21 protein-coding genes are annotated in these 22,911 nt (G+C 67.8%); 3 read left to right on the top strand and 18 right to left on the bottom strand.

What is annotated here, in order from left to right:
• Window positions 1-14 precede the first annotated feature (14 nt).
• The 15 genes from L687_RS29180 to L687_RS29110 form a co-directional block, all read right to left on the bottom strand.
• The gene (locus L687_RS29180; RefSeq protein WP_021199342.1) at window positions 15-494 is read right to left on the bottom strand and encodes a cell division protein SepF; all 480 of its coding nucleotides are present in this window, start codon (window positions 492-494) and stop codon (window positions 15-17) included.
• A gap of 43 nt (window positions 495-537) precedes the next feature.
• Window positions 538-1,245 (bottom strand): YggS family pyridoxal phosphate-dependent enzyme, encoded by a 708-nt coding sequence (locus tag L687_RS29175; protein ID WP_021199341.1) that lies wholly within the window; start codon window positions 1,243-1,245, stop codon window positions 538-540.
• On the bottom strand, window positions 1,242-2,384 hold the full coding sequence (gene ftsZ, locus L687_RS29170) for a cell division protein FtsZ (RefSeq protein ID WP_021199340.1): 1,143 nt from the start codon (window positions 2,382-2,384) through the stop codon (window positions 1,242-1,244). The genes L687_RS29175 and ftsZ overlap by 4 nt, the downstream gene beginning before the upstream one ends.
• A 164-nt stretch (window positions 2,385-2,548) precedes the next feature.
• Window positions 2,549-3,496: an FtsQ-type POTRA domain-containing protein gene (locus L687_RS29165; RefSeq protein WP_021199339.1), complete on the bottom strand. Its 948-nt coding sequence runs from the start codon at window positions 3,494-3,496 to the stop codon at window positions 2,549-2,551.
• Between the two features lie 3 nt (window positions 3,497-3,499).
• A complete protein-coding gene (murC, locus tag L687_RS29160) occupies window positions 3,500-4,900 on the bottom strand; it encodes a UDP-N-acetylmuramate--L-alanine ligase (RefSeq protein WP_021199338.1) in 1,401 nt (466 codons plus the stop codon).
• A gap of 40 nt (window positions 4,901-4,940) precedes the next feature.
• Window positions 4,941-6,017 carry a UDP-N-acetylglucosamine--N-acetylmuramyl-(pentapeptide) pyrophosphoryl-undecaprenol N-acetylglucosamine transferase gene (locus tag L687_RS29155; RefSeq protein ID WP_021199337.1) on the bottom strand — a complete coding sequence of 359 codons (1,077 nt, stop codon included), beginning with the start codon at window positions 6,015-6,017 and terminating at the stop codon, window positions 4,941-4,943.
• Entirely contained in the window at window positions 6,014-7,219 is a 1,206-nt protein-coding gene (gene ftsW, locus L687_RS29150) for a putative lipid II flippase FtsW (protein ID WP_029258350.1), read from the bottom strand. Before ftsW ends, L687_RS29155 begins: the two co-directional genes overlap by 4 nt.
• Window positions 7,188-8,723, bottom strand: a complete 1,536-nt coding sequence (gene murD, locus L687_RS29145) for a UDP-N-acetylmuramoyl-L-alanine--D-glutamate ligase (protein ID WP_021199335.1) — start codon at window positions 8,721-8,723, stop codon at window positions 7,188-7,190. The genes ftsW and murD overlap by 32 nt, the downstream gene beginning before the upstream one ends.
• Entirely contained in the window at window positions 8,713-9,819 is a 1,107-nt protein-coding gene (gene mraY, locus L687_RS29140) for a phospho-N-acetylmuramoyl-pentapeptide-transferase (RefSeq protein WP_029258352.1), read from the bottom strand. The genes murD and mraY overlap by 11 nt, the downstream gene beginning before the upstream one ends.
• Window positions 9,816-11,228, bottom strand: a complete 1,413-nt coding sequence (locus tag L687_RS29135) for a UDP-N-acetylmuramoyl-tripeptide--D-alanyl-D-alanine ligase (protein ID WP_021199333.1) — start codon at window positions 11,226-11,228, stop codon at window positions 9,816-9,818. The genes mraY and L687_RS29135 overlap by 4 nt, the downstream gene beginning before the upstream one ends.
• Window positions 11,229-11,255: 27 nt before the next feature.
• Window positions 11,256-13,025, bottom strand: coding sequence for a peptidoglycan D,D-transpeptidase FtsI family protein (locus L687_RS29130; protein ID WP_021199332.1), 1,770 nt, complete (start codon window positions 13,023-13,025; stop codon window positions 11,256-11,258).
• Window positions 13,026-13,050: 25 nt separating this feature from the next.
• Window positions 13,051-13,614, bottom strand: coding sequence for a hypothetical protein (locus tag L687_RS29125; RefSeq protein ID WP_021199331.1), 564 nt, complete (start codon window positions 13,612-13,614; stop codon window positions 13,051-13,053).
• Window positions 13,611-14,549, bottom strand: a complete 939-nt coding sequence (gene rsmH / locus L687_RS29120; protein WP_021199330.1) for a 16S rRNA (cytosine(1402)-N(4))-methyltransferase RsmH — start codon at window positions 14,547-14,549, stop codon at window positions 13,611-13,613. Before rsmH ends, L687_RS29125 begins: the two co-directional genes overlap by 4 nt.
• Window positions 14,550-14,651: 102 nt before the next feature.
• The gene (gene mraZ / locus L687_RS29115) at window positions 14,652-15,083 is read right to left on the bottom strand and encodes a division/cell wall cluster transcriptional repressor MraZ (RefSeq protein WP_017830220.1); all 432 of its coding nucleotides are present in this window, start codon (window positions 15,081-15,083) and stop codon (window positions 14,652-14,654) included.
• A gap of 272 nt (window positions 15,084-15,355) precedes the next feature.
• Window positions 15,356-15,730, bottom strand: coding sequence for a DUF3040 domain-containing protein (locus L687_RS29110; RefSeq protein ID WP_021199329.1), 375 nt, complete (start codon window positions 15,728-15,730; stop codon window positions 15,356-15,358).
• A 97-nt stretch (window positions 15,731-15,827) separates the two neighbouring features.
• Here L687_RS29110 and L687_RS29105 point away from each other — a divergent pair, with 97 nt between their 5' ends.
• The gene (locus L687_RS29105; protein ID WP_031207076.1) at window positions 15,828-16,916 is read left to right on the top strand and encodes a polyprenyl synthetase family protein; all 1,089 of its coding nucleotides are present in this window, start codon (window positions 15,828-15,830) and stop codon (window positions 16,914-16,916) included.
• A 9-nt stretch (window positions 16,917-16,925) separates the two neighbouring features.
• Here L687_RS29105 and L687_RS29100 read toward each other — a convergent pair whose 3' ends face one another.
• Window positions 16,926-17,294, bottom strand: coding sequence for an Rv2175c family DNA-binding protein (locus L687_RS29100; protein WP_021199327.1), 369 nt, complete (start codon window positions 17,292-17,294; stop codon window positions 16,926-16,928).
• Between the two features lie 120 nt (window positions 17,295-17,414).
• On the opposite strand from L687_RS29100, the gene L687_RS29095 reads away from it, so the two are divergent.
• Both L687_RS29095 and pknB read left to right on the top strand, forming a co-directional pair.
• The gene (locus L687_RS29095) at window positions 17,415-18,617 is read left to right on the top strand and encodes a muramidase family protein (protein WP_200861061.1); all 1,203 of its coding nucleotides are present in this window, start codon (window positions 17,415-17,417) and stop codon (window positions 18,615-18,617) included.
• A 78-nt stretch (window positions 18,618-18,695) separates the two neighbouring features.
• Entirely contained in the window at window positions 18,696-20,642 is a 1,947-nt protein-coding gene (gene pknB / locus L687_RS29090) for a Stk1 family PASTA domain-containing Ser/Thr kinase (protein ID WP_021199325.1), read from the top strand.
• 104 nt (window positions 20,643-20,746) lie between these two features.
• Here the strand turns inward: pknB and L687_RS29085 are convergent, their stop codons facing one another.
• Both L687_RS29085 and L687_RS29080 read right to left on the bottom strand, forming a co-directional pair.
• Window positions 20,747-22,087, bottom strand: a complete 1,341-nt coding sequence (locus L687_RS29085) for a class II 3-deoxy-7-phosphoheptulonate synthase (protein ID WP_017830214.1) — start codon at window positions 22,085-22,087, stop codon at window positions 20,747-20,749.
• Between the two features lie 47 nt (window positions 22,088-22,134).
• On the bottom strand, window positions 22,135-22,824 hold the full coding sequence (locus L687_RS29080; RefSeq protein ID WP_021199324.1) for a lysophospholipid acyltransferase family protein: 690 nt from the start codon (window positions 22,822-22,824) through the stop codon (window positions 22,135-22,137).
• Window positions 22,825-22,911: the final 87 nt, after the last annotated feature.

Below are 22,911 nucleotides of genomic sequence, written 5' to 3'. Positions count from 1 at the left end.
ACCAGCTGCACGGGCTACGACTGGTCGAAGCCCGCAGACTCGGCGTCTGCGTGTGCGATGCCCCCGTGACCCGATACGGCGATGTTCTCCGGCGACAGCAGGAACACCTTCGAGGTCACGCGCTCGATCCGGCCGTAGAGGCCGAGGGAGAGCCCACTCGCGAAGTCGATGAGGCGGCGCGCGTCGGCATCGCTCATCTGCGAGAGGTTGATGATGACCGGGACGCCCTCGCGGAAGCTCTCCGCGATCAGCTGGGCGTCGCGGTACTGCTTCGGGTGGACGGTGAGAATCTCGTTCACGGCTCCTGCAGACGGCTGGCGGACGGCGACGGGGCGGCGCAACGGCGTGACGGGGGCCGGTGCCGGCTCCTCGCGGTCACGGTCGCGGTCACGCTCGCGGTGAGCGCGGGCGGGCGCCTGCGTCTCTTCCTCGTAGACCTCTTCTTCATCGGCGAGGCCGAGATACACCATGGTCTTCTTCAGTGGGTTACCCATCGTGTCCTCCGGTTCGAACGTGTCGGGCTGGTCTTTTCACAGGTTAACCCCGGTCGGGCCGGGGGCCGGTGATTGCGGAACCGATCCGCAGGTGTGTCGCGCCGGCGGCGATCGCCTCGGCGAAGTCTCCGGTCATCCCGGCTGAGATCCACGACGCGGTTGAGTCGATCGCACGCACGCTGTCGGCGATGTCGTGCAGACGAGCGAAAGCGGAAGCGGGTTCCTCATCGAGGGGCGCCACGGCCATGACGCCGCGCAGCCGCAACGACGGCAGGGCCAGGACATGCTCCGCGAGGGCGACCGCCTGAGCCGGCACGACTCCCCCACGACCGGGGTCGTCGGTGAGATTGACCTGGACGAGAACGTCGAGCCGACCATCATCGTCCGCAGCGCGGTGCAGAGCATCCGCGAACCGGTCTCGATCGACCGAGTGCACGACGTCCGCACTCCGGCGGATCGCCGCCGCCTTGTTCGTCTGCCCCTGGCCGATGAAGTGCCAGCGCAGATCTGGTGCTGCGACTTCTGCTTCCTTGGCCGACAACTCCTGCTGGCGGTTCTCGCCGACGTCCTTCACGCCCAGCCCGTGCAGGGCACGGACCAGCGACGCCGGGTGGAACTTCGTCACCACGATCCGGGTGATCTCCTCGGAGCTCCGTCCGGCCGCCTGCGCGGCGGCGGCGATCTTCTCGTCGATCGCCGACAGCCGCGCAGCCAGGCCGGAAGGCTCGGCCGCGTCGACCGAGGACGTCACTTCAGGAATTCGGGGATGTCGATGTCGTCATCGGCGAATGCCGGCTCGATGCTGGTGGCCGGCACGCGCTGCTGCACGGGCTCAGACTGAACCGTCTCGCTCTTGCTCTCGGGCTCGTCCGTGAGCGCGACCTCGGGAAGCGACGTCGTGGACGGCCGCGAAACGACCATCGGGTCCAGCCGGAGGGAGGGCTCGCCGCCGTCGAAGCCGGCCGCGATCACCGTCACCCGCACCTCATCGCCGAGCGTGTCGTCGATGACCGTACCGAAGATGATGTTGGCTTCGGGGTGGGCGGCTTCCTTGACGAGGTCGGCCGCATCGTGGATCTCGAAGATCCCGAGGTTCGAGCCGCCCTGGATCGAGAGCAGCACGCCGTGCGCACCTTCGATGCTCGCTTCCAGGAGCGGAGACTCCACGGCCAGCTCCGCAGCTTTGATGGCACGGTCGGCCCCGCGAGCGGAGCCGATGCCCATGAGCGCGGATCCCGCACCCTGCATGACCGACTTCACGTCGGCGAAGTCGAGGTTGATGAGACCCGGAGTCGTGATCAGGTCGGTGATCCCCTGCACACCGGCGAGGAGCACCTGGTCGGCCGTGGCGAAGGCCTCGATCATCGAGATGCCGCGGTCGCTGATCTCGAGGAGGCGGTCATTCGGCACCACGATGAGGGTGTCGACCTCTTCCTTGAGCTTGGAGACACCGGCTTCGGCCTGGCTCTGGCGGCGGCGACCCTCGAACGAGAACGGCTTCGTCACGACACCGATGGTGAGGGCGCCGATGGACTTCGCGATGCGTGCCACGACGGGCGCGCCACCGGTTCCGGTGCCACCGCCCTCGCCGGCCGTCACGAAGACCATGTCCGCACCGGTCAGAGCCTGCTCGATCTCCTCGGCATGATCCTCTGCGGCGCGTCGGCCCACCTCGGGGTCGGCACCGGCACCGAGACCGCGGGTGAGTTCGCGACCCACGTCGAGCTTGACGTCGGCGTCGCTCATGAGCAGCGCCTGCGCGTCGGTGTTCACGGCGATGAACTCGACTCCGCGGAGGCCGAGATCGATCATGCGGTTCACGGCGTTGACGCCGCCACCGCCGACGCCGACGACCTTGATCACGGCGAGGTAGTTCTGGTTCTGGCTCATGGCCGGCCTCCGATTATTCGAGCCTGGAAGTGGGTGAACCTTAAACCTCAAGTAGAGGTGTAAAGTATTTCCCGGTATTGCGTTCTCTTTGATCGAAGGTAAGCGCCGCCCGGCCGCGTTCGCGCGAAGACACGGGCGTGTCGCCCCATTCCCCGAGAAAGGGATCAGCCGACGACGGCGACTTCGGGGGAAGTGACGTCGATCGACGCGGCTTCGGGGTTCGAGGCCATCGCCTTCGAGAGGACGACGGCCTTCAGCGCGGACTCCTCCGCGCTCCCCCAGACCACACTCAACCCGCTGTTGAGCGTGAGAGTCACGTCGTCGGCGGTGCGCGCGCTGATCTCCGTCAGCGCCGCACGGATTTCGGCGGGGAGCGAGCGCACCACGAGACCTGCGCTGCGGAACGCCGCCGAGTCGACGCCGCCCGGGACGTCGATCACCGGCTGCCCCGCAGGCTGATCCGAGGTGGTGGAGAGGGCGACACCGGCGGCATCGACCAGCGTGTACCCGGCGTCCGAACGGATGACGCCGACCGGAGTGCGTTCCACGATGCGCACGGTCAGGTCATGTGGTGGACGTGCTTCGAGGGAATAGGTCTCGATGAGGGGGAAGGCCAGCAACGCGGCCTTCACCTTGCTGGAGTCGACGAGCGCGAGCGGGGTTCCGAGCTGGTCGCCGAGCGCGGCCTCGATGGCTGCGGGGTCGAGAGTCGTGGCCCCGGCGACGCTGATCTTCTGAACGGCGAAGAGCGGACTGTAGGCCGCGGCGACACTGCCCCCGACGAGCAGGAGTGCGGCGCCGATGCTGCTCAGCCACACGATCCTGCGCCGTCTGGAGCGCTGCGTGAAACGACGGATCTCGGCGCGAAGCGCCTTGCGTCGTGCGCGGGCCGCGCGCCAGACGTCCCTCGTCGACATCGGCTGCGGATCGCCGGTCGACGTGTCATCCCTGTGCTCCTCGGGCGTCACGTCATCGGACATCACGTCATCGGCGGCCGAGAACTCCTCCTCCGCTTCAGCATCGCGTCGCCGCCTGCGGGACTTCGCCCCCGGCGCGGCGTCCTTCTCTCCCGGACTCTCCGGGGTGGTCGGAAGCGGTGCAGGCCGACGCATCGGCTATGCCCCGTCGGTCCGACGCAGCGAATCCAGGACCTGCGGGATGATCTGGTAGACGTTTCCGCAGCCGAGCGTGACGATGAAGTCACCTTCCCGTGCGACGGCGGCGGTGTAGTCGGCGGCCTGCTGCCAATCCGCGACGTAGTGCACGTGCGACGGGTCCTGGAACGCGCCGCTCACCAACTCGCCGGTGACACCGGGCACGGGGTCCTCCCTGGCGCCGTACACGTCGAGCATCACGGTGTGATCGGCGAACTCCTCGAGGACGTCGGCGAACTCCTGGTACATGTGCTGCGTGCGCGAGTAGGTGTGGGGCTGCTGAATCGCGATGATCCGTCCCGCTCCTGCGATGCTGCGCATCGCCTCGAGTGCAGCCCGCACCTCCGTGGGGTGGTGCGAGTAATCGTCGTACACCGTCACGCCGCGCTCGACACCGTGCTGCTCCAGTCGACGCACGGTTCCCGCGAAGCCTTCGACGGCGCGAACGGCCTCCGCGAGCGAGTAGCCGAGCGCACGCAACACCGTCACGGCCCCCGCCGCGTTGATCGCGTTGTGCACACCGGGAACGGCGAGCTGCATACGCGCCTGTTCCTCACCGTGCGTCAGCGTGGCGGCGACCGGACCCGCGGCGACGATGTCGGTGACGCGTACATCCGCTCCTTCGGCCTGACCGAACGTCAGCACGTTCGGGTGAGAGAGACCGGCACCGACCCGCAGCGCACCCACGTCGTCGCTGGAGATCACGACCGCCTCCGTCGCAGCGTCCGCGAACTGCACGAATGCCTGGTGGAAGGCCTCATCCGAGCCGTAGTGATCGAGGTGGTCGGGATCGACGTTGGTGATCAACGCGACAGCGGTGTCGTACAGCAGGAACGTGCCATCGGACTCGTCGGCTTCGATGACGAAGAGCTCTCCCGATCCGGTCGCGCTGGATGTGCCGAGCTGCTCGATCACGCCGCCGTTGACGAAGTGCGGATCCGCGCCGAGCTCACGCAGGGCGGTCACGATCATGCCCGTCGACGTCGTCTTTCCGTGGGCACCGGCGACGGAGACGAGACGGCGTGTGCCGATCAGCCAGTGCAGGGCCTGCGACCGGTGGATCACGTGGAGTCCACGGGCCTTCGCAGTCACGAACTCGGGATTCTCCGGCCAGATCGCTCCGGTGTGCACGACGGTGTCGGCGTCACCGAGGTGAGCGGCGTCGTGACCCACATGCACCGTCGCGCCGGCGGCCGCCAGCGCGCGCAGATTGTCGCTGTCCGCGCGGTCGCTGCCGGAGACGCGGATGCCGGCGTCGAGGAACATCTTCGCGAGACCGCTCATACCGGAACCGCCGATGCCGATGAAGTGCGCGGAGGTGATCGTCTCGGGAATGGGGAGGGAGAGGTCGGGTCTGATCATTTCCGCTTCAGTCTACTTTTCTTCGGTCTGGTCGACCGCGTCAGACGGCGACGAGTGCGCGGTCGATGAGGGTGATGACGTTCTCGGTTCCGGCGCGGGTCCCGGCGGTCTCTGCAGCGGCGGCCATCCGCGCGATGCGCTCTCCGTCTCCGAGCAGAGGGACGACGATGCGCCGCACCGCGTCACCGTCGAAGGACGCATCGTCGAGCAGCTCTGCCGCCCCTGCAGCGACGGCCGAGGCGGCGTTCAGACGCTGCTCGCCGTTGCCCACGGAATACGGGACATACAGCGCGGGAATCCCCAGAGCACTGATCTCGCTCACGGTCGCCGCCCCGGAGCGGGAGACGATCAGATCGGCCAGAGCGAACGCGAGATCCATGCGGTCGACGTAGCGGTGGAGCGCGTAGCCCTCGACGCCCGGATCGGCGAGGTCGCTGCGCTCACCCGTCACGTGCAGCAGTTGCCAACCGGTCTCCAGGATGTCGCGCCACGAGTCCGCGAGCGCCTCGTTGAGCCGCTGCGCTCCCAGCGAGCCGCCGAACACGAGAAGGACGGGGCGGTCGGCGTCGAGGCCGAAGTACTCCGCCGCCTCCGCGCGCGAAGCCGCGCGGTCGAGGGCGATCACCTCCCGCCGCAGGGGCATTCCGACGACCTCGCCACCGCGGAGCGGAGTGCCCTCGAAGGCAACCCCCACCGCGGCCGCACGGCGTGCCCCGAGCACGTTCGCCAGCCCCGGCTTCGCGTTGGCCTCGTGCACCACGAACGGCACGCCCTCACGGCGCGCGGCGACATATGCCGGCGCAGACGCGTATCCGCCGAAGCCCACCACCACGTCGATGCCGTGCCGACGGATGTGGTCGCGCACCTGGGCGATGGCCCGACGGAACCGCCCCGGGAACGACAGGGCCTGTCTGTTCGGCCGCCGCGGGAAGGGCACCTTGTCGACGATCAGCAGTTCGTAGCCGCGCGCGGGGACGAGACGGGACTCCAGCCCCTCGGCCGTGCCGAGCACGAGCACGGAGGCTTCGGCATCACGTGCGCGGAGACCGTCCGCGACGGCGAGCAGGGGGTTGACATGACCGGCGGTGCCACCGCCGGCGAGGAGATACGAAGTCACCTGGTGACCCTACCCCGCTCGGCTGACTGCTTCTCGGTCACGGGGATCGTCCGTGCGAACGCCAGCAGCACGCCACAGGCGATGAGCACCGCGAGCAGGGCCGTGCCGCCCTGGGACATGAACGGAAGGGGGACACCCATCACCGGGAAGACGCCGATCACGACGCCGACGTTCATGACGGCCTGGCCGACGATCCACACGGTGATGCCGCCGGCTGCCACGCGGATGAACGGATCCGGTGTCTTGCGGATGATGTGGAAGGCGCCGATCGTGAAGAACGTGAACAGGGCGAGCACGACGATGCAGCCGATCAGGCCGAGCTCCTCGCCGACGATCGCGAAGATGAAGTCATTGCCCGCGGCGGGAAGCCACCCGTACTTCTCCTGCGAGTTGCCGAGGCCGAGGCCGAAGATGCCTCCGGTCGCCATACCCCAGATCCCGTGGATCGACTGGTAGCAGTCCGTATAGTAGAGCGCCATGTTGTCGCAGGTCGCGGTGATGCGCCGCATGCGGTCCTCGCTCGACAGCGCGTAGGCGAGCACCGCGATGACGCCGAGGATCAGCGGGATGATGAACAGTCGGAGCTTGACGCCCGAGAAGAAGAGGCACCCGAGGAGGATGAGCACCAGCACCATCGCTGTACCGAGGTCCTTGCCCGCGAGCACAGTGCCGATCGCGAGTGCACCGACCGGGATCACGGGGATGAACACATGATGCCAGGTGCCGAGCATCGTGCGCTTGCGCAGCAGCACGGCAGCGATCCAGAGCGCGAGGGCCAGCTTGAGGAACTCCGAAGGCTGCAGGGTGAAGCCCGCGATCTTGACCCAGTTCCGGTTACCGCCGTCCTCGATGCCCAGCGGAGTGAACACGAGCATCTGCAGCGCCACGGCCCCGAAGAGTGCGGGCCACGCCATCCTCTTCAGGAAGTCCACCGGCAGACGGCTGATCAGGAACATCAACGGGATGCCGAGCAGCGCGAACACGCCCTGGCGCAGCACGCCGTCCATCGGGTTGACCCCCTTGGAGACGGCTGTCGCGCTGGTCGCAGACAGCACCATGACGAGACCGAAGAGGGTGAGGAGCAGGGCGGTCGAGGCGATGAGCAGGAACTCGGTCGACACCGGGGTGAATCGGCGTCCGAGGGAGACCCTGGCCGCGAGACCGCCGGACTCAGAGCGCGGAGGGCGGGATACCTGTGTCATCGGCGCTCCCCCGGTCGATCCAGTCCCGCACCGCCTCGGCGAAGCGATGGCCTCGTTCCGCGTAGCCGGAGAACTGATCGAAGGATGCCGCCGCCGGGGCCAGTAGGACTGTGCCCTCGTCGTCGACGATTCCCGCGGCGATCTCCACGACACGGTTCATGACCTGTCCAGTCTCGCCAGCATCCACCTCGAACACCGGCACCCCGGGCGCGTGTCGTCGGAATGCCGCGACCACCACGGAGCGTTCGACCCCGATCACGACGGCTGCACGCGCCGTCGTGCCGACATCGGCGACCAGGTCGGAGATGTCGACACCTTTCAGATCTCCGCCGATCACCCACACGGCGCCGGGGTATGCGCGCAACGACGACGCCGCGGCGTGCGGGTTCGTCGCCTTGGAGTCGTCGATCCAGGTGATGCCGCGGTGCCGGGCGACCACCTGGATGCGATGCGCGTCGAGGCGGAAGGACTGCAGGGCCGTGTGGATGGCCTCCGGCTCGACGCCGAGCGAGCGTGCCAGGGCACTCGCGGCGAGGATGTTCTGCACGATGTGAGGAGCGGCGAGACCCGCCGCATCGAGATCGGCGACCGTCGTCAGCTCGAGGGCGGTTCGCGAGCGATCGTCGAGGAAGGCCCTGTCGACGAGCAGTCCCTCGACCACGCCGAGATCGCTCGGGCCGGGGATGCCGAGATCGAAGCCGATCGCACGGGCTCCCTCGACCACTTCCGCCTCTTCCACCATGCGACGCGTGGCCTCGTCCGCCTTGTTGTAGACGCACGCGATCCGGGTGTTCCGATACACGACGGCCTTCGCGTCCCGGTAGGCCTCTGCGCTCCCATGCCAGACGAGGTGATCGTCGGCGAGGTTGAGACACACGGAAGCGTAGGGGAACAGCTCCCCTTCGGGCCTCGACTGTCCCAGATACCAGAGCTGATGGCTGGAGAGCTCGACCACGAGGACGTCGAATCCCGCGGGGTCGCGTACGGCGTCGAGCACCGGCACGCCGATGTTCCCGCAGGGGGCAGCCCGCAGTCCGCCTTCCACGAGCAGCGTGGCGGTCAACTGGGTGGTCGTCGTCTTGCCGTTCGTCCCGGTGATGAGCACCCAGTCTGCCGGCGTGCCGTCGTCACGGACGACCTTGTCGCGCACGCGCCAGGCGAGCTCGACGTCACCCCAGATCGTGACAGCGGATTCCTGCGCCCAGCGGATGAGTGGATGCGACGGCGAGAATCCCGGCGAGGCGATGACCACCTCGGGGTCGAACTCGACGAGCACGGGCGGCACCTCGGCGAGCGGGCCCAATTCGAGCCGGGCACCGATCACCGGGAGCAGTCGCTCGTACTGATCCTCAGCCGACTCGCTCAGCACGAGAACGTCGGCGCCCAGTTCGGCGAGCGTGTCCGCCACCGAGAAGCCTGTCATCGAGAGGCCGAGAACGGCGACCCGTAGACCGCTCCAGTCAGCGTTCCAGCTCGTCAGTCCGGCGAGACGATCAGTCGACACGAGTGAGCCATTCGACGTAGAAGAGTCCGACCGCCGAGACGGCGAGCAGCCCGGCGATGATCCACATGCGCACCACGATCGTGACCTCGGACCACCCGCGCATCTCGAGATGGTGATGGAACGGGCTCATGAGGAACAACCGCTTGCCACGAGTGATCTTGAAGTACGCGCGCTGCAGGATGACCGAGCCCGACGAAAGCACGAAGACGCCGGCGATCACGAGCAGGAGGAGCTCGGTGCGGGTCAGGATCGCCATCGCGGTGATGACGCCGCCGATCGCCATCGACCCGACGTCCCCCATGAAGACCTTCGCCTTGGGTGCGTTCCACCAGAGGAATCCGATGAGGCTCGCCGCGAACGACGCCGCGATGATGGCGAGGTTGAACGGGTCGCGCACCTCGTAGCAGCCGCCGAGGGCATCGGGATCGCCGCCGATGCACGGCTGCTTGAACTGCCAGAATGCGATCACGCTGTAGGCGCCGACGACGATGACGCCGGCTCCGGCAGCGAGCCCGTCGAGTCCGTCCGTGAGGTTCACACTGTTCGAGGTCGCGACCCCGATGATCGAGATCCAGACGAGATAGAGGATCCATCCGAGCACCACGCCGAAGGCGAACAGGTTGAGCCAGGTGATGTCGCGGAACAGCGAGATCGCGGAGCTCGCCGGTGTCTGGCCCCACTTGTTCGGGAAGTTCAGCGCGACGATGCCGAAGGGGATGATGACCAGCAGCTGGCCGATCACCTTCCGCCAGCCCGAGAGCCCGAGGCTGCGCTGACTGCGCACCTTCATGTAGTCGTCGATGAATCCGACGGCACCGAATCCGACCATCAGCCAGATCACCAGCAGCGCGGAGAGTGCGGGGACTTCACCGCTCACCAGCACACCGGTGAAGTAACCGACCATCGAGCCGACGATGAAGATGACGCCGCCCATCGTGGGGGTGCCGCGCTTGGCCTCGTGACTCGGGTTGTGGACGGACTCCGGGGTACGGATGACCTGCCCCCAGCCCCACTTCCGGAAGAGCCGGAGGAAGACGGGGGTCAGGAACAGGGTGAAGGCGAGCGAGATCGCCGCCGACATGATGAGAGACCTCACGAGAACAATTCTCCCAGACGATCGCCGAGATGCCGGAGGCCCACGGAATTGGATGACTTCACGAGCACGCGGTCGCCGTCGCGGAGCTCGGTGCGGAGATACTCGAACGCAGCGTCCTGGTCGGGCAGATGGATTGCCTCGCTGTCCCAGGAGCCCTCCCCGACCGCGGCGAGGTAGAGGCGCCTCGCCTCGGGGCCGACGACGACGATCCGCTGGATGTTCAGACGTACGGCGAGCAGCCCGATCCTGTCGTGCTCCTCCCCCGCGCTCTCACCGAGTTCGCTCATGGCTCCGAGGACCGCGACGGTGCGCTCGTCGGGACCGGTGATCTGTGCGAGCGTGCGCAGGGCCGCCGCCATGGAATCCGGGCTGGCGTTGTAGGCGTCGTTGATGATCCGCACCCGATCGCTGCCCAGGGGCTGCATGCGCCAGCGTTCGGCGACCTCGACCGTCTCCAACCGGGCCACGGCGTCGGCCGCCGAGACCCCGAGCACGCGCGCTGCGGCGATGGCCGCCAGAGCGTTGGAGACGTGGTGCGCCCCGAGCACGCGCAGCCGCAGGGGAATCCGTTCGCCGTCGACCTCGATGACGCAGGACGTGCCGGAAGCGGATACCTCGATCTCATGCGCGCGCACGTCCGCTGTGGGCCCCTGACCGAAGCCGACGGTGCGGAGTCCGCGAGCGTCCGCGAGTTCGCGCATGGCCGCGACACGCGGGTCGTCGACGTTGAGCACGGCGGTCCCGGGCACGCGGGCGGCGGCGACGAGCTCGGCCTTCGCCTTCGCCGTCTCCTCGATGCCGCCGAATCCGCCGGCGTGCGCCATGCCGACCATCAGCACGACGGCGACGTCCGGCTCGACGAGTCCTGCGAGGTGCGCGATGCTCCCCGGCGCCGCGGCACCGAACTCGCTCACGAGGAAGCGGGTGCTCTCCGTCACCCGGAGCATGGTGACGGGGGCGCCGACCTCGTTGTTGAACGACTTCACGGGAGCGACGGTCTCGCCTTCACCCTCGAGGATGCGTGCGAGGAAGTTCTTGGTGGTGGTCTTGCCGTTCGATCCGGTGATGCCGACGATCCGGAGCGCGCCGTCGGTACGGACACGCGCGACGACCTCCCTCGCGAGTGCGCCGAGGGCGGCGACAGCGTCCGGAACCACGATCTGGCTCACGGCGACGTCCACCGGGTGCTCGACGATCGCCAGGGCCGCTCCTGCGGCGACAGCGGACCCGACGAAGCGGTGTCCATCGGTCTCGGCTCCGGGCTTGGCCACGAAGATCGATCCGGGCCCCATCGTGCGTGAATCGGTGTCGACGATTCCGTCGACCGCGGTCTCGGCCGTGTCTTCACCGGCCACGCGCAGATCACCGCCGACTGCGGCGGCGATCTCAGCGAGCGTCAGGGCGATCATGTCATCTCCATGCGCGGCTCTCGCCGACTATCCGAACTTGGGGAGGAGCTCGTCCATCGGGACAGAGGACGGCATCACGCGATACGTTTTCATCACCTGCGTCATCGCCTTCTGGAAGGCGGATGCGGTGGCCGCGGACGATACAACCTTAGTCGGCTCGTCGAGGGTGACCACGACGACGTACTGCGGATCGTCGACCGGCGCGAAGCCCACCATGCTGGTGTAGTACACGCCGGCCTTGTAACCGCCGTTGCCGTCCGACACCTGGGCCGTACCCGTCTTGCTGGTCACGCGGTAGCCGGGAACCTGGATGCGCTCGGCGTTGCCGCCCTGCACTGCTACGTTCTCCAGCATGCGAGTGAGCTCCGCTGCAGTCTGCTCCTTGATGATCTGCTCGCGCTTCGGGTCGGCTGGCGCGGTCACGGTGCCGTCCGCGGCGGTGCACGACTCGACGAGCGAGAGGTCGATCTTCTCGCCGCCGTTCGCGATCGCCTGGTAGGCGCCGGCGAGCTGGGCTGCCGTCACGGTGAAGTACTGCCCGAACGTCGTCGTGTAGAGCGACTGGTTGTCCCAGTCGCTGACCGGGTGCAGGATCCCTCCGACCTCCGAGGGGAAGTCGAGCGTCTTGTCCCCCACCCCGAAGCGCTGGAGGTAGTCGTAGCGCACATCGGGGCTCACCATGGTGCCGAACTTCGACAGGGCGACGTTCGACGAGTCGATGAGGCCCCCGGCGAGCGTGTAGTTGTACGCCGGGTGGGTGAACGCGTCGTTCACGACGGCGCCGTTCGGGAACTTCTCCCGAGAGGCCGCGCTCACCGTGCTGAGCGGGGTCAGGCCCGCACCTTCGATGGCGGCAGCCGCGGTGACGGCCTTGAACGTCGATCCGGGCTCGAAATCGTGGTGGAAGATCTGACTGGCCCTGGTCGCCGGTGTCGACGCATCGAGATCGTTCGGGTCCAGCGCGGGCCACTCGGCCGCGGCGCGGATCTTGCCCGTCTTGACCTCGACGACCGTGACTGTCCCGCCCTTGGCGCCCTGCGCCTGTGCCTCTTCGGCGATCATCTGCTGCAGGTACCAGTTGAGGTCGCTGTTGATGGTCAGCTGCACGGATCCGCCGTTCACGGCATCGACGGTGCGCTCGCTGCCGGGGATCACGACGCCGTCCTTGCCCTTGCGGTAGGTCTCCTCGCCGTCGATGGGCGCCAGGCAGGAGTCGTCGAGCTTCTCCACACCGGCCTGCGCCTCACCCGAGCTGTCGAGGAAGCCGAGGATGTTTCCGGCGACCGCGCCGTTCGGGTATACGCGTGTCTCTCGCGCCTTCAGCGACAGGTACGAACCGACTCCGAGATCCCGCAGCGCCATGTACTGCTCCGTGTTCAAGCCCTTCTTTAGAGGCGCGTACTGGCTGTCGGGGTTCTCGGCGAGGGCATTCGAGACCAGAGCCCGCACCTCGTCGCCGGTCTGGCCGGTGATGGCGGCGATCTTGTCGGAGGCCTCGGCCCACGGCAGCTTCGGCTTCTTCTCCTCGACGAGCATGATGACCTGCGGGCTGAGCTGCGCGTCGTAGACCATCACACTGGAAGCGAGCACCGTGCCGCCGGAGTCGACGATCGACCCGCGCTGGCCCGGAATCGCCGAACTCGCACCGAGGTGCTCGAGGGACTCGGAGACGTGCTCGTCAGCGCTGACCACCTGGATGTCGACGAGGCGCACCACGAACGCGACCAGCACCGAGAGGATGACAGCGAGAGCGACGACGGTGCGTCGCCGCGGGCCGCGGGTGGCTCGTGTCGTCATGGGATCTCTCCGTCGCTCGTGGGTGTCAGTGCGTCGTGGGGCTGGGGAGGCCGTCGGTGATCGACGGCGGAAGGTCCTGGGTGGGCTGATCGGTCGCCGTCCCCTCCTCGGTCTCCGCCGGAGGGGGCGGCGGTTCCACGATGAGGGAGTTGCTCACGGCGCCGACACCGGCGGGATTGACGGTCGATGTCCAGTCGGCCCCCGCACCGGTGCCGAAGACGGCACCGTCGCTGAGACGCAGATACGACGGCGAGCCGGCGACCACCATCCCGAGTCCGGCTGCATTGCTCGCGAGCACCTGGGGCGAGCTGACTCCGGTGAGTTCCTCCTGGAGCGCGTGGGTCTGGAGATTCAGTTCGCGCTGCTGCGACGAGAGGCTCGCGAGCGTGAACGAGTCCTGGGTGATGGCGAGCGACAGCGCGATCTGGGCGGCACCGATCGCGAGCGCACCACCGAGCGCGACCAGGGCGTAGGCCAGCTTCGGCTTGCGCCGCACCGCCGGTCGGGTCACCGGGTGCAGCTTCCGCTGCGGCGTCCTCTCCGGGGCGACCGGCTGCACCGGCTTCCGGACGACGGCATTCAGGCTCATGCGCTCTCCCGCAGCTTCTCGGCGGCGCGCAGGCGCACCGGGATCGCCCGCGGGTTGCGCGCGCGTTCTTCGTCGTCGGCCAACTCGGCGCCCTTGGTCAGGATGCGGAAGCGCGGAGCGTGTTCGGGGAGCTCGACCGGGAGCCCGGCAGGAGCGGTCGAGGCGGAGGCCGCAGCGAACGCCTGCTTCACGAGACGATCCTCCAGCGACTGGTACGACATCACGACGATGCGCCCGCCGACTGCGAGCGCGTCCATCGCCGACGGGATCGCGTCGGCGAGCACGTTGAGCTCGGTGTTCACCTCGATGCGCAGCGCCTGGAAGACGCGCTTGGCCGGGTGGCCCGCGCGCTGGGCAGCCGCAGGTGTGGCGGCGATCAGGATCTCGACGAGTTCACCCGACCGCGTGATCGGCTGCTTCTGCCGCGCGTCGATGATGAACCGTGCATACCGACCGGCGAGCTTCTCCTCGCCGTAGCGCTCGAAGATGCGGCGGAGATTGCCTTCGCTGTAGGTCGCGATGACCTCTGCGGCCGTGACGCCCTTGGTCTGATCCATCCGCATGTCCAGCGGGGCATCCTTCGAATAGGCGAAGCCGCGGTCGGCTTCGTCCAGCTGCAGAGACGAGACGCCGAGATCGAAGAGGATGCCGGCTGCGCCCTGGGCGTGCAGTCCGATCTCGTCGTACACCGTGTGCACGAGCGTGACGCGGTCCTTGAAGCGGGCGAGCCGCTCCCCCGCGATGCGCAGCGCATCGGTGTCGCGGTCGAGTCCGACCAGACGGATGTTCGGGAAGCGTTCGAGCAGCGCCTCGGAGTGACCGCCCATGCCGAGGGTGGCATCGACGAGCACCGCTCCGTCCGCCTGGAGGGCGGGAGCGAGCAGCTCGACACAGCGGTCGAGCAGTACTGGGGTGTGGATGTCTCGGAGGTTCATGATCTTTCTCGGGGCGACCTTCGGCTCTGATCCCCCTCCGCTTCTCGACCCGGCACCGGGGAAGTGTGTCGGGGCGGGAGCGGCGGGGCATCACAGCCGTGGTCAGAAGAGTCCCGGAATCACCTCCTGCTCGAGGTCGGAGTAGGTCTCCTCGCCGGCGGCGAGGTAGGCGTTCCAGCTCTCGGCATCCCAGATCTCGGCGTGGGCGCCGACTCCGGTGACGATGAGTTCCTTCTGCAGGCCTGCGTACTGACGCAGGTGCGCCGGGATGGTGATGCGGTTCTGGCTGTCTGGCATCTCCGCGCTGGCTCCGGAGAGGAACAGTCGCATGAAGTCACGCGCCTGCTTGTTCGCGAGCGGCGCCTGACGGATCCGCTCGTGCATCGCCTCGAACTCGGCCGTGCTGAACACGTAGAGGCACCGTTCCTGGCCTCGGGTGACGACGATGCCGCCGCCGAGGTCTTCGCGGAACTTCGCAGGAAGGATGACCCGTCCTTTGTCGTCCAGCTTCGGTGAGTGCGTACCCAGCAACATCGGCCACCACCCCCTCTGCGTCCGGCCAACTCGAGGTGCGCCCCACTTTACTCCACTTTCCTCCACATACCTACGACCAATCCATCGGGAATCAGGGTCTATGCCGACAAGCGCGCCGAACAACCCCGGAATTCCGGGGTGGAGGAAGGTGGAGGGCGAGTGGAGGGCGAGTGGGGGACGGACACGGTGAGCCGGCCTGCCGCGAACGCGGTCAAACGACAGAAGCCCGGATGCTCAGCATCCGGGCTTCTGTCGTGAAGTGTGTGGGGAGGTCAGTGACCGTCCTGGCGGCGATCCCATCGGTCGTTCATCCGATCCATGAAGGAGGCGGATTCCTGCCGCTTCGGAGCGGAACGCTCACGGGACGCGGTCGCGGTGGTGCGTCGCACAGGCGTGACGGCGACCATGACACCGGCGAGCATCGCGGCGAATCCGACGACACCGACGACGATGCCCCAGACGCCACCGAGAATGACTCCGGCGACCAGACCGCCGACACCGGCGAGCAGGAGAAGTGCTCCGTAGACGAGATTTCGGTAGCTCAATGCTCGATCGCCGGACGGCGCGGTCACGACGTCGGCATCGTTGTGGAGGAGATGGCGTTCCATCTCGTCGAGCAGACGCTGCTCCTGTTCGGAGAGTGGCATTTCGTCCCCCTCGGGTATCGTGCCTCCCATTCTACGCGCGCCGAGGCGTCCGGGGCTAGCAGTTCGACGTCCCCTTGCTTTACGTATGCTGGGAGTCGTGCCGTCCTCCTCCCCCGTCCCCGACGCCGTCGCCACGCACCTCGCACGCTTCATCGCACGGATGCGTGAGGAAGCCTCGGACTACGGCCCTGACGCGGCAGCATTCCTGGACGCCGCCGCCGGCACGCTCGAGGGCGGCAAGCGCCTTCGAGCCCGCTTCTGCCATGCGGGGTGGCGGGCCGTCGCGAAGTTCGATGACCGCGACGCGACGGAGACCGATGCGCTGTGGGACATGTGCACCGCACTGGAGATCTTTCAGTCGGCCGCGCTCGTCCACGACGATCTGATCGACAACTCCGATACCCGCCGTGGTCGCCCCGCCGCGCATCGTGCGCTCGAGACGTCTCATCGCGCGGCCGGGTGGTCCGGAGATGCAGAGCAGTTCGGCAGGGCATCCGCGATCCTCCTCGGCGACCTGCTCGTTGCATGGAGCGATGACCTTCTGGAATACGCACTCGAGGGCCAGCCGCATGCGCGAGCCGTGCGCGCCGAGTACGCGCGGATGCGAAGGGATGTGACCACCGGCCAGTTCCTGGACATCGCAGAGGAATCGGCCTGGAGCGTGAACGACGGAAGTCTCCACGCCGAGAGGGCGCTGCGCGTGGCATCCCTCAAGTCCGCCAGATACAGCATCGAGCAGCCGCTCGTCCTGGGTGGCGCTTTCGGCGGAGCCCACGAGGACCAGGTCGCCGCACTGCGGCGCTTCGGCCATCCGATCGGCCTCGCATTCCAGCTCCGCGACGACGTGCTCGGCGTGTTCGGCGACGCATCCGTCACCGGCAAGCCGGCGGGCGACGACCTTCGGGAGGGCAAGCGCACGGTGTTGATCGCCCTCACCCGACAGGCTCTCGACGCCTCCGCACGGAATCTCCTGGACGAGATGCTCGGCGACCCCGCTCTGACATCGCCGCAGGTGTCGTCCCTACAAGCCACGATCACTGCTTCGGGCGCGCTGGACCAGGTCGAGGCGATGATCGCCGACTATGCCCTCGAGGCCGACCGTGCGCTCTCAGGCGCCCGGCTCGACAACGCCGCCGTCGGCGAGTTGCGTGATCTCGCACGCGCGGCCACCGTGCGCGCGTCCTGACGGGCTTCGTCAGGCGAGAGTGCGCGCGAGACGCCGGACCGAGCTCTTGTGCCCGGCCAGCAGGGCGGCGATCGGCGAGCGCCCCAGGCTTTCCTCTTCGGCGAGCAGCCAGTCGATCAGCTCGTCGTCGGTGAAACCGGCGTCCTGCAGGACGATCACTGTTCCGCGCAGAGAACTCAGCGGGTGGCCGTCGACGATGAACACCGAGGGCACGGCGAACGTCCCGTTGCGACGCGACCCCACGAGGTAGTGCTCATCGATCAGACGACGCACTCGGCCGAGGGGCTCGTCGAGCACCTCGACGAGGTCGGGCATCGTCAACCACTCGACATCGGCAGCGGCAGGGGTTCCAGCAACGTTCTCAGACACGTTGCCCACTATCTCACCTCCGTCTGGCCGCCGCATATCGACCATCAGTCACATCCGTCACTTGCGTCACTTCTGTTGACTTCTGTTTACATCCGTGTCAGCGTGAAAAACTCGAAAAGGGGGCAAGCCTTGACAGTCAAGACCGCCACGCGTCGAACGCGATACCTGCCTATCGGAGTGCCTGCGGCGGTGCTCGGAGCCCTGGCGACCACGCTCACGGCGGCACCGGCCCACGCGGCTTCTCCGTCGGATGCTGCCGCCGTCGAGCGTCCACGTCTTCTCCCCGCGCGCGGGGTGCCCACCGAGGCCGCTCCACCCAGCTACGTCGTCCGCCCCGGCGACACCGTCTCCGCCATCGCCACGCGCTTCGGTCTTCGAGCGGTCGATGTCCTGACCTGGAACGGCCTCTCCTGGCGTTCCGTGATCTACCCTGGTCAGACCCTGACGCTGCTGCCTGCGGCCCCGGCAGCGACACCCGCAGCCACGCCCGCCGCCGCGCCGGCGCCCCCGGCCTCGGCCACGCATCAGGTCGTCGCCGGCGACACCGTCTACGCCATCGCGCAGCGATACGGCACCACCGTCGACGCCGTCCTGTCGGCGAACGGCCTCACGCGCGCTTCGATCATCCTTCCGGGCCAGAGTCTCGTCGTCGCCGGCACTGCAGCACCGGCAGCCGCGCCGACACCGGCTGCTGTCCCCGCAGTCGCTCCCGCATCCGCCGCGACGCACACCGTCGTGGCCGGAGACACGCTGTTCGGCATCGCACAGAAGTACGGCACCACGACGCAGACGCTGTACGCCGCGAACGGCCTCGGCCCCTCGTCGATCATCTACCCCGGCCAGACGCTCTCTCTGCAGGCGACGCCGGTAGCGGCTCCCGCCCCCACCACCGCTTCCGCCTCGGCCGGCGGCCAGCAGACGGCGACGCTCACCGCGGAACAGGCTGCGAACGCTGCGCTGATCATCCGCGTCGGTCGCGAGCTCGGCGTCTCGGACCGGGCCATCGCCATCGCCCTCGCGACGGGGATGGTCGAGTCCGGGCTGCGCAACCTCGACTGGGGCGACCGTGACTCGCTCGGCATCTTCCAGCAGCGCCCCAGCACCGGGTGGGGAACGCCCGCGCAGATCATGGACGCAGAGCGGAGCACACGCGTGTTCTACGGAGGGCAGGCCGACCCCAACGGGCAGGTGACACGCGGGCTCCTGGACATCCCGGGCTGGGAGGGCATGCCCTTCACCGAAGCGGCCCAGGCGGTGCAGATCTCCGCCTATCCGGACAAGTACGGCCAGTGGGAGACGCAAGCCTATGCCTGGCTCGCTCTGCACGGCTGACGACATCCGGGAAAACCCGAAGGCCCGAGGGGTGAGCCGCTCCCCTGTCTTTCAGGCAGTTCTCCATAGAATTCTGACGTGACGACCAATCAGCAGGCCGACCCCCTCATCGGGCGGCTTGTCGACGGCCGCTACCGGGTGCGTGCCCGCATCGCCCGCGGCGGGATGGCGACCGTGTACGTCGCGACCGACCTCCGCCTGGAGCGGCGCATCGCCCTCAAGGTGATGCACGCGCACCTCAGCGACGACTCAGCCTTCCAGAGCCGCTTCATCCAGGAGGCCAGAGCCGCTGCCCGGCTGGCGGACCCCCACGTCGTGAACGTGTTCGACCAGGGCCAGGACGGCGAGCTGGCCTACCTCGTGATGGAGTACCTGCCCGGCATCACGCTGCGCGAGCTCCTCCGCGAGCAGAAGCGCCTCACGATCCCGCAGACCATCACCATCATGGATGCGATCCTGGCCGGCCTCTCGGCCGCGCATCGTGCCGGGATCGTGCACCGCGACGTGAAGCCCGAGAACGTCCTCCTCGCCGAAGACGGTCGCATCAAGATCGGCGACTTCGGGCTCGCGCGAGCGACCACCGCGAACACCGCGACCGGACAGCAGCTGCTCGGGACGATCGCCTACCTCGCCCCCGAACTCGTCACGCGCGGAACCGCCGACGCCCGCAGCGACATCTACGCCCTCGGCATCATGCTGTACGAGATGCTCGTGGGTGAGCAGCCCTACAAGGGCGAGCAGCCCATGCAGATCGCTTTCCAGCACGCCACGGAATCGGTGCCCCGACCGAGCGTGCGCAACCCCGCCGTGCCGGAGCAGCTCGACGAGCTCGTGCTCTGGGCAACGGAGAAGTCGCCGGACGACCGACCCGACGACGCGCAGCAGATGCTCGAGCGCTTGCGGGAGATCGAACGAGACCTCGGCATCGCCCCGGCTGCGGCCAGAGCCACCGCGCCGCAGCACAGCCAAGGCGACTCCGGTGACCTCACCAAGGTGATGCCGGGAACGATGGTCATCGCCGACCCCACGGCTCCGGCACCCGCCGCCCTCGACAACGCGACCCTCCTGCGACGACGAGCGTCCAAACGCCGCGCGCGCGGGGCGTTCCTCCTCACTCTCGTGCTGCTGCTGGCGGTGCTCGCCGGCGGGGTCGGCTGGTGGTTCGGTTCCGGACCCGGCTCTCTCATCGCCGTGCCCGCGGTCGCCGGAGGCACGTACGACGCCGCAGCGGCAACGCTCACGGATGCCGGATTCGTGCCGTCGCAGAAGGACGAATTCTCGATCGACATCCCCACGGGGACCGTCATCGAGACCGATCCGGCGGAGGGCGCGCGACTCGACAAGGGCGCCTCGGTCACGGTGATCGTCTCCGCGGGGCCGGCGACGCACACGCTCGACCCGTTGAACGGCCGCGCCGAGCAGGATGCGCGCGACTACCTCGCCAGCCTCAAGGTCAACGTCACGGACAAATCTCTCCTGCTCTTCTCCGATGCCGACGCCGGCATCGTCATCAACGCGTACGTCACACCGCGGGCCGGCGGGGACTCCTACATCTGCGGGGACGGTTGCGAGGTCTTCGAGGACGACACGGTGGAGCTCTACGTCTCCGCCGGCGACTTCCCCGACGTCGCGGGTATGTCGGTCGGCGAGGCCACCTCCACGCTCACGGACAAGGGCCTCACCGTGACCGCGGACCCGCAGTACACCTTCAGCGACAGCGTCGCCAAGGATGTGGTCATCGGAGTGGCCGATCGTGCGGAAGAAGGCAATTGGCGGCCGGGCGACAGCGTGCAGCTCATCGTCTCCAAAGGCCCGGAGCTGTTCCCCGTGCCGGATGTCTCGGGCAAGACCTTGAACGAGGCGAAGAAGATCCTCTCCGACAAGGGGTTCAAGTCGACCTATGCCGCCTGGGGCGATCTGCCGGGCTTCGCGGAGATGGCCAAGGTCACGGGGCAGGATCCCGGCCCGGACACGTCGCTCCCCCGTGGAGGCACCGTGAACCTCTCGATTCAGCTCAGCGGTTGAGCGCTCCGTCGGGGAACGACCGCGAGACGTCATGAGCAAAGAGAAGGCCGCCTCCCCGTGTTCCGGGGGGCGGCCTTCTTCGACGGTGTCTCAGCGCTTCTGTCTCAGCGCTTCTCGAGCTCCTCGGCCACCAGGAAGGCGAGCTCCAGCGACTGCATGTGGTTCAGTCGCGGGTCGCACAGGCTCTCGTAGCGCGTGGCCAGCGCGGCCTCGTCGATCTGCTCCGACCCACCGAGGCACTCGGTGACGTCGTCACCGGTGAGCTCGACGTGGATGCCTCCGGGGAAGGTCCCGACCGCACGGTGCGCTTCGAAGAAGCCGCGCACCTCGTCGACGACGTCGTCGAAGCGACGGGTCTTGTAGCCGGTCGGCGTGGTGATGCCGTTGCCGTGCATCGGGTCGGTGACCCACAGCGGCTGCGCGCCGGAATCGCGGACGGCCTCGAGCAGCGGCGGCAGGGCGTCGCGGATCTTTCCGGCGCCCATGCGGGTGATGAAGGTGAGGCGTCCCGGCTCGCGTTCGGGATCGAGCTTGTCGATCAGCGCGAGCGCGGTGTCGGGCGACGTGGTCGGTCCGAGCTTCACGCCGATGGGGTTGCGGATCTTGGAGAAGTAGTCGACGTGCGCGCCATCGAGCTCACGCGTGCGCTCTCCGATCCACAGGAAGTGCGCAGAGGTGTTGTACGGCGTGTCCGTGCGCGAGTCGATGCGCGTCATCGGGCGCTCGTAGTCCATCAGCAGACCCTCGTGCCCCGTGAAGAACTCGACGCGCTTGAGCTCATCGAAGTCCGCTCCTGCAGCCTCCATGAACTTGATCGCGCGGTCGATCTCCGCGGCCATGCGCTCGTAGCGCTGGTTGGCAGGGTTCTGCGCGAAGCCCTTGTTCCACGAGTGCACCTCGCGGAGATCGGCGAAACCACCCTGGGTGAACGCGCGGATCAGGTTGAGGGTCGACGCCGCCGTGTGGTAGCCCTGGAGCAAGCGACCGGGGTCGGCGGTGCGGGACCCCTCGGTGAAGTCGTAGCCGTTCACGATGTCACCGCGGTAGGCGGGCAGAGTGACGTCACCGCGGGTCTCGGAGTCGCTCGAGCGCGGTTTCGCGAACTGACCCGCCATGCGGCCCATCTTGACGATGGGCATCGAGGCGCCGTACGTGAGCACGACAGCCATCTGCAGCACCGTCTTGATGCGGTTGCGGATCTGTTCGGCGGTCGCCCCGGCGAAGGTCTCGGCGCAGTCACCACCCTGGAGGAGGAACGCCTGGCCGGACGCCGCACGGGCGAGCCTGTCACGCAGGTTGTCGACCTCGCCAGCGAAGACCAGCGGCGGAAGGGTCGCGATCTGCTGGGAGACGTCGGCGACGCGGTCCGCGTCGGGCCACTGCGGCTGCTGCTTGATGGGAAGCGAGCGCCATGCATCAAGGGCTTCGATGTGGTGCGGGAGCATGCGTTCCAGCCTAGTGGTCGCGGGTACCACCCAGATCCGCGTGAGGCCTATGTGACGCGCGTGGGGAGCCGGTCCTTGACCGTCGACGCGTAGACGTCCTCGTACTTCTGCTCGCCGAGCCGCTGCAGGGCCACCATGATCTCGTCGGTGACCGAACGCAGGATGTAGCGATCGTTCTCCATGCCCGCGTAGCGCGAGAAGTCGAGGGGCTCCCCGATCACGATTCCGACGCGCACGATGCGGGGCAGCCTCCTGCCGATCGGCATCGCCGTATCGGTGTCGACCATGATCACCGGCACCACCGGGACCTTCGCCTCGAGCGCCATCCTGGCGATGCCGGTCCGACCCCGATACAGCTTTCCGTCGGGGCTTCTGGTGCCCTCGGGATAGATGCCGAGCAGGTCGCCTCCGCCGAGCACCTGGAGTCCGGTGTTCAGCGAGGCCTCGGAAGCCTTGCCACCCGATCGATCGATGGGGATCTGTCCCGTCGCCTTCATGAAGAACTTCGTGGCCCAGCCTTTGAGGCCGCGGCCCGTGAAATAGTCGCTCTTCGCGAGGAAGGACATCGACCGGTCGATCACCAGAGGAAGGAAGATGGAGTCGGCGAAGGAGAGGTGATTGCTCGCGAGGATCGCCGCACCGTTCGCGGGCACGTTGTTGCGCCCGACGATCCAGGGGCGGAACACCGCCTTGACCACGGGGCCGATCACCACGTACTTCATCAGCCAGTAGAACATCGTGGTGAAGTCTAGCGCCGCGCCCGGCGTCCGTGGAGTCGACTCCTTGCTCCGACCATCCACGCGACCCAGTTCCACCTGAGGCGC

The organism is Microbacterium maritypicum MF109, assembly GCF_000455825.1.
In the GTDB taxonomy this organism is placed as follows: domain Bacteria; phylum Actinomycetota; class Actinomycetes; order Actinomycetales; family Microbacteriaceae; genus Microbacterium; species Microbacterium maritypicum_A.
This window is presented reverse-complemented; position numbering and strand designations above follow the sequence as displayed.

Coding starts and splice junctions, on each gene's coding strand:
- L687_RS29180 (WP_021199342.1), bottom strand. CDS start 494: ATGGGTAACCCACTGAAGAAGACCATGGTGTATCTCGGCCTCGCCGAT.
- ftsZ (WP_021199340.1), bottom strand. CDS start 2,384: ATGAGCCAGAACCAGAACTACCTCGCCGTGATCAAGGTCGTCGGCGTC.
- L687_RS29165 (WP_021199339.1), bottom strand. CDS start 3,496: ATGCGTCGGCCTGCACCGCTTCCGACCACCCCGGAGAGTCCGGGAGAG.
- murC (WP_021199338.1), bottom strand. CDS start 4,900: ATGATCAGACCCGACCTCTCCCTCCCCATTCCCGAGACGATCACCTCC.
- ftsW (WP_029258350.1), bottom strand. CDS start 7,219: ATGACACAGGTATCCCGCCCTCCGCGCTCTGAGTCCGGCGGTCTCGCG.
- L687_RS29135 (WP_021199333.1), bottom strand. CDS start 11,228: ATGATCGCCCTGACGCTCGCTGAGATCGCCGCCGCAGTCGGCGGTGAT.
- L687_RS29130 (WP_021199332.1), bottom strand. CDS start 13,025: ATGACGACACGAGCCACCCGCGGCCCGCGGCGACGCACCGTCGTCGCT.
- L687_RS29125 (WP_021199331.1), bottom strand. CDS start 13,614: ATGAGCCTGAATGCCGTCGTCCGGAAGCCGGTGCAGCCGGTCGCCCCG.
- rsmH (WP_021199330.1), bottom strand. CDS start 14,549: ATGAACCTCCGAGACATCCACACCCCAGTACTGCTCGACCGCTGTGTC.
- mraZ (WP_017830220.1), bottom strand. CDS start 15,083: ATGTTGCTGGGTACGCACTCACCGAAGCTGGACGACAAAGGACGGGTC.
- L687_RS29110 (WP_021199329.1), bottom strand. CDS start 15,730: ATGCCACTCTCCGAACAGGAGCAGCGTCTGCTCGACGAGATGGAACGC.
- L687_RS29085 (WP_017830214.1), bottom strand. CDS start 22,087: ATGCTCCCGCACCACATCGAAGCCCTTGATGCATGGCGCTCGCTTCCC.
- L687_RS29080 (WP_021199324.1), bottom strand. CDS start 22,824: ATGTTCTACTGGCTGATGAAGTACGTGGTGATCGGCCCCGTGGTCAAG.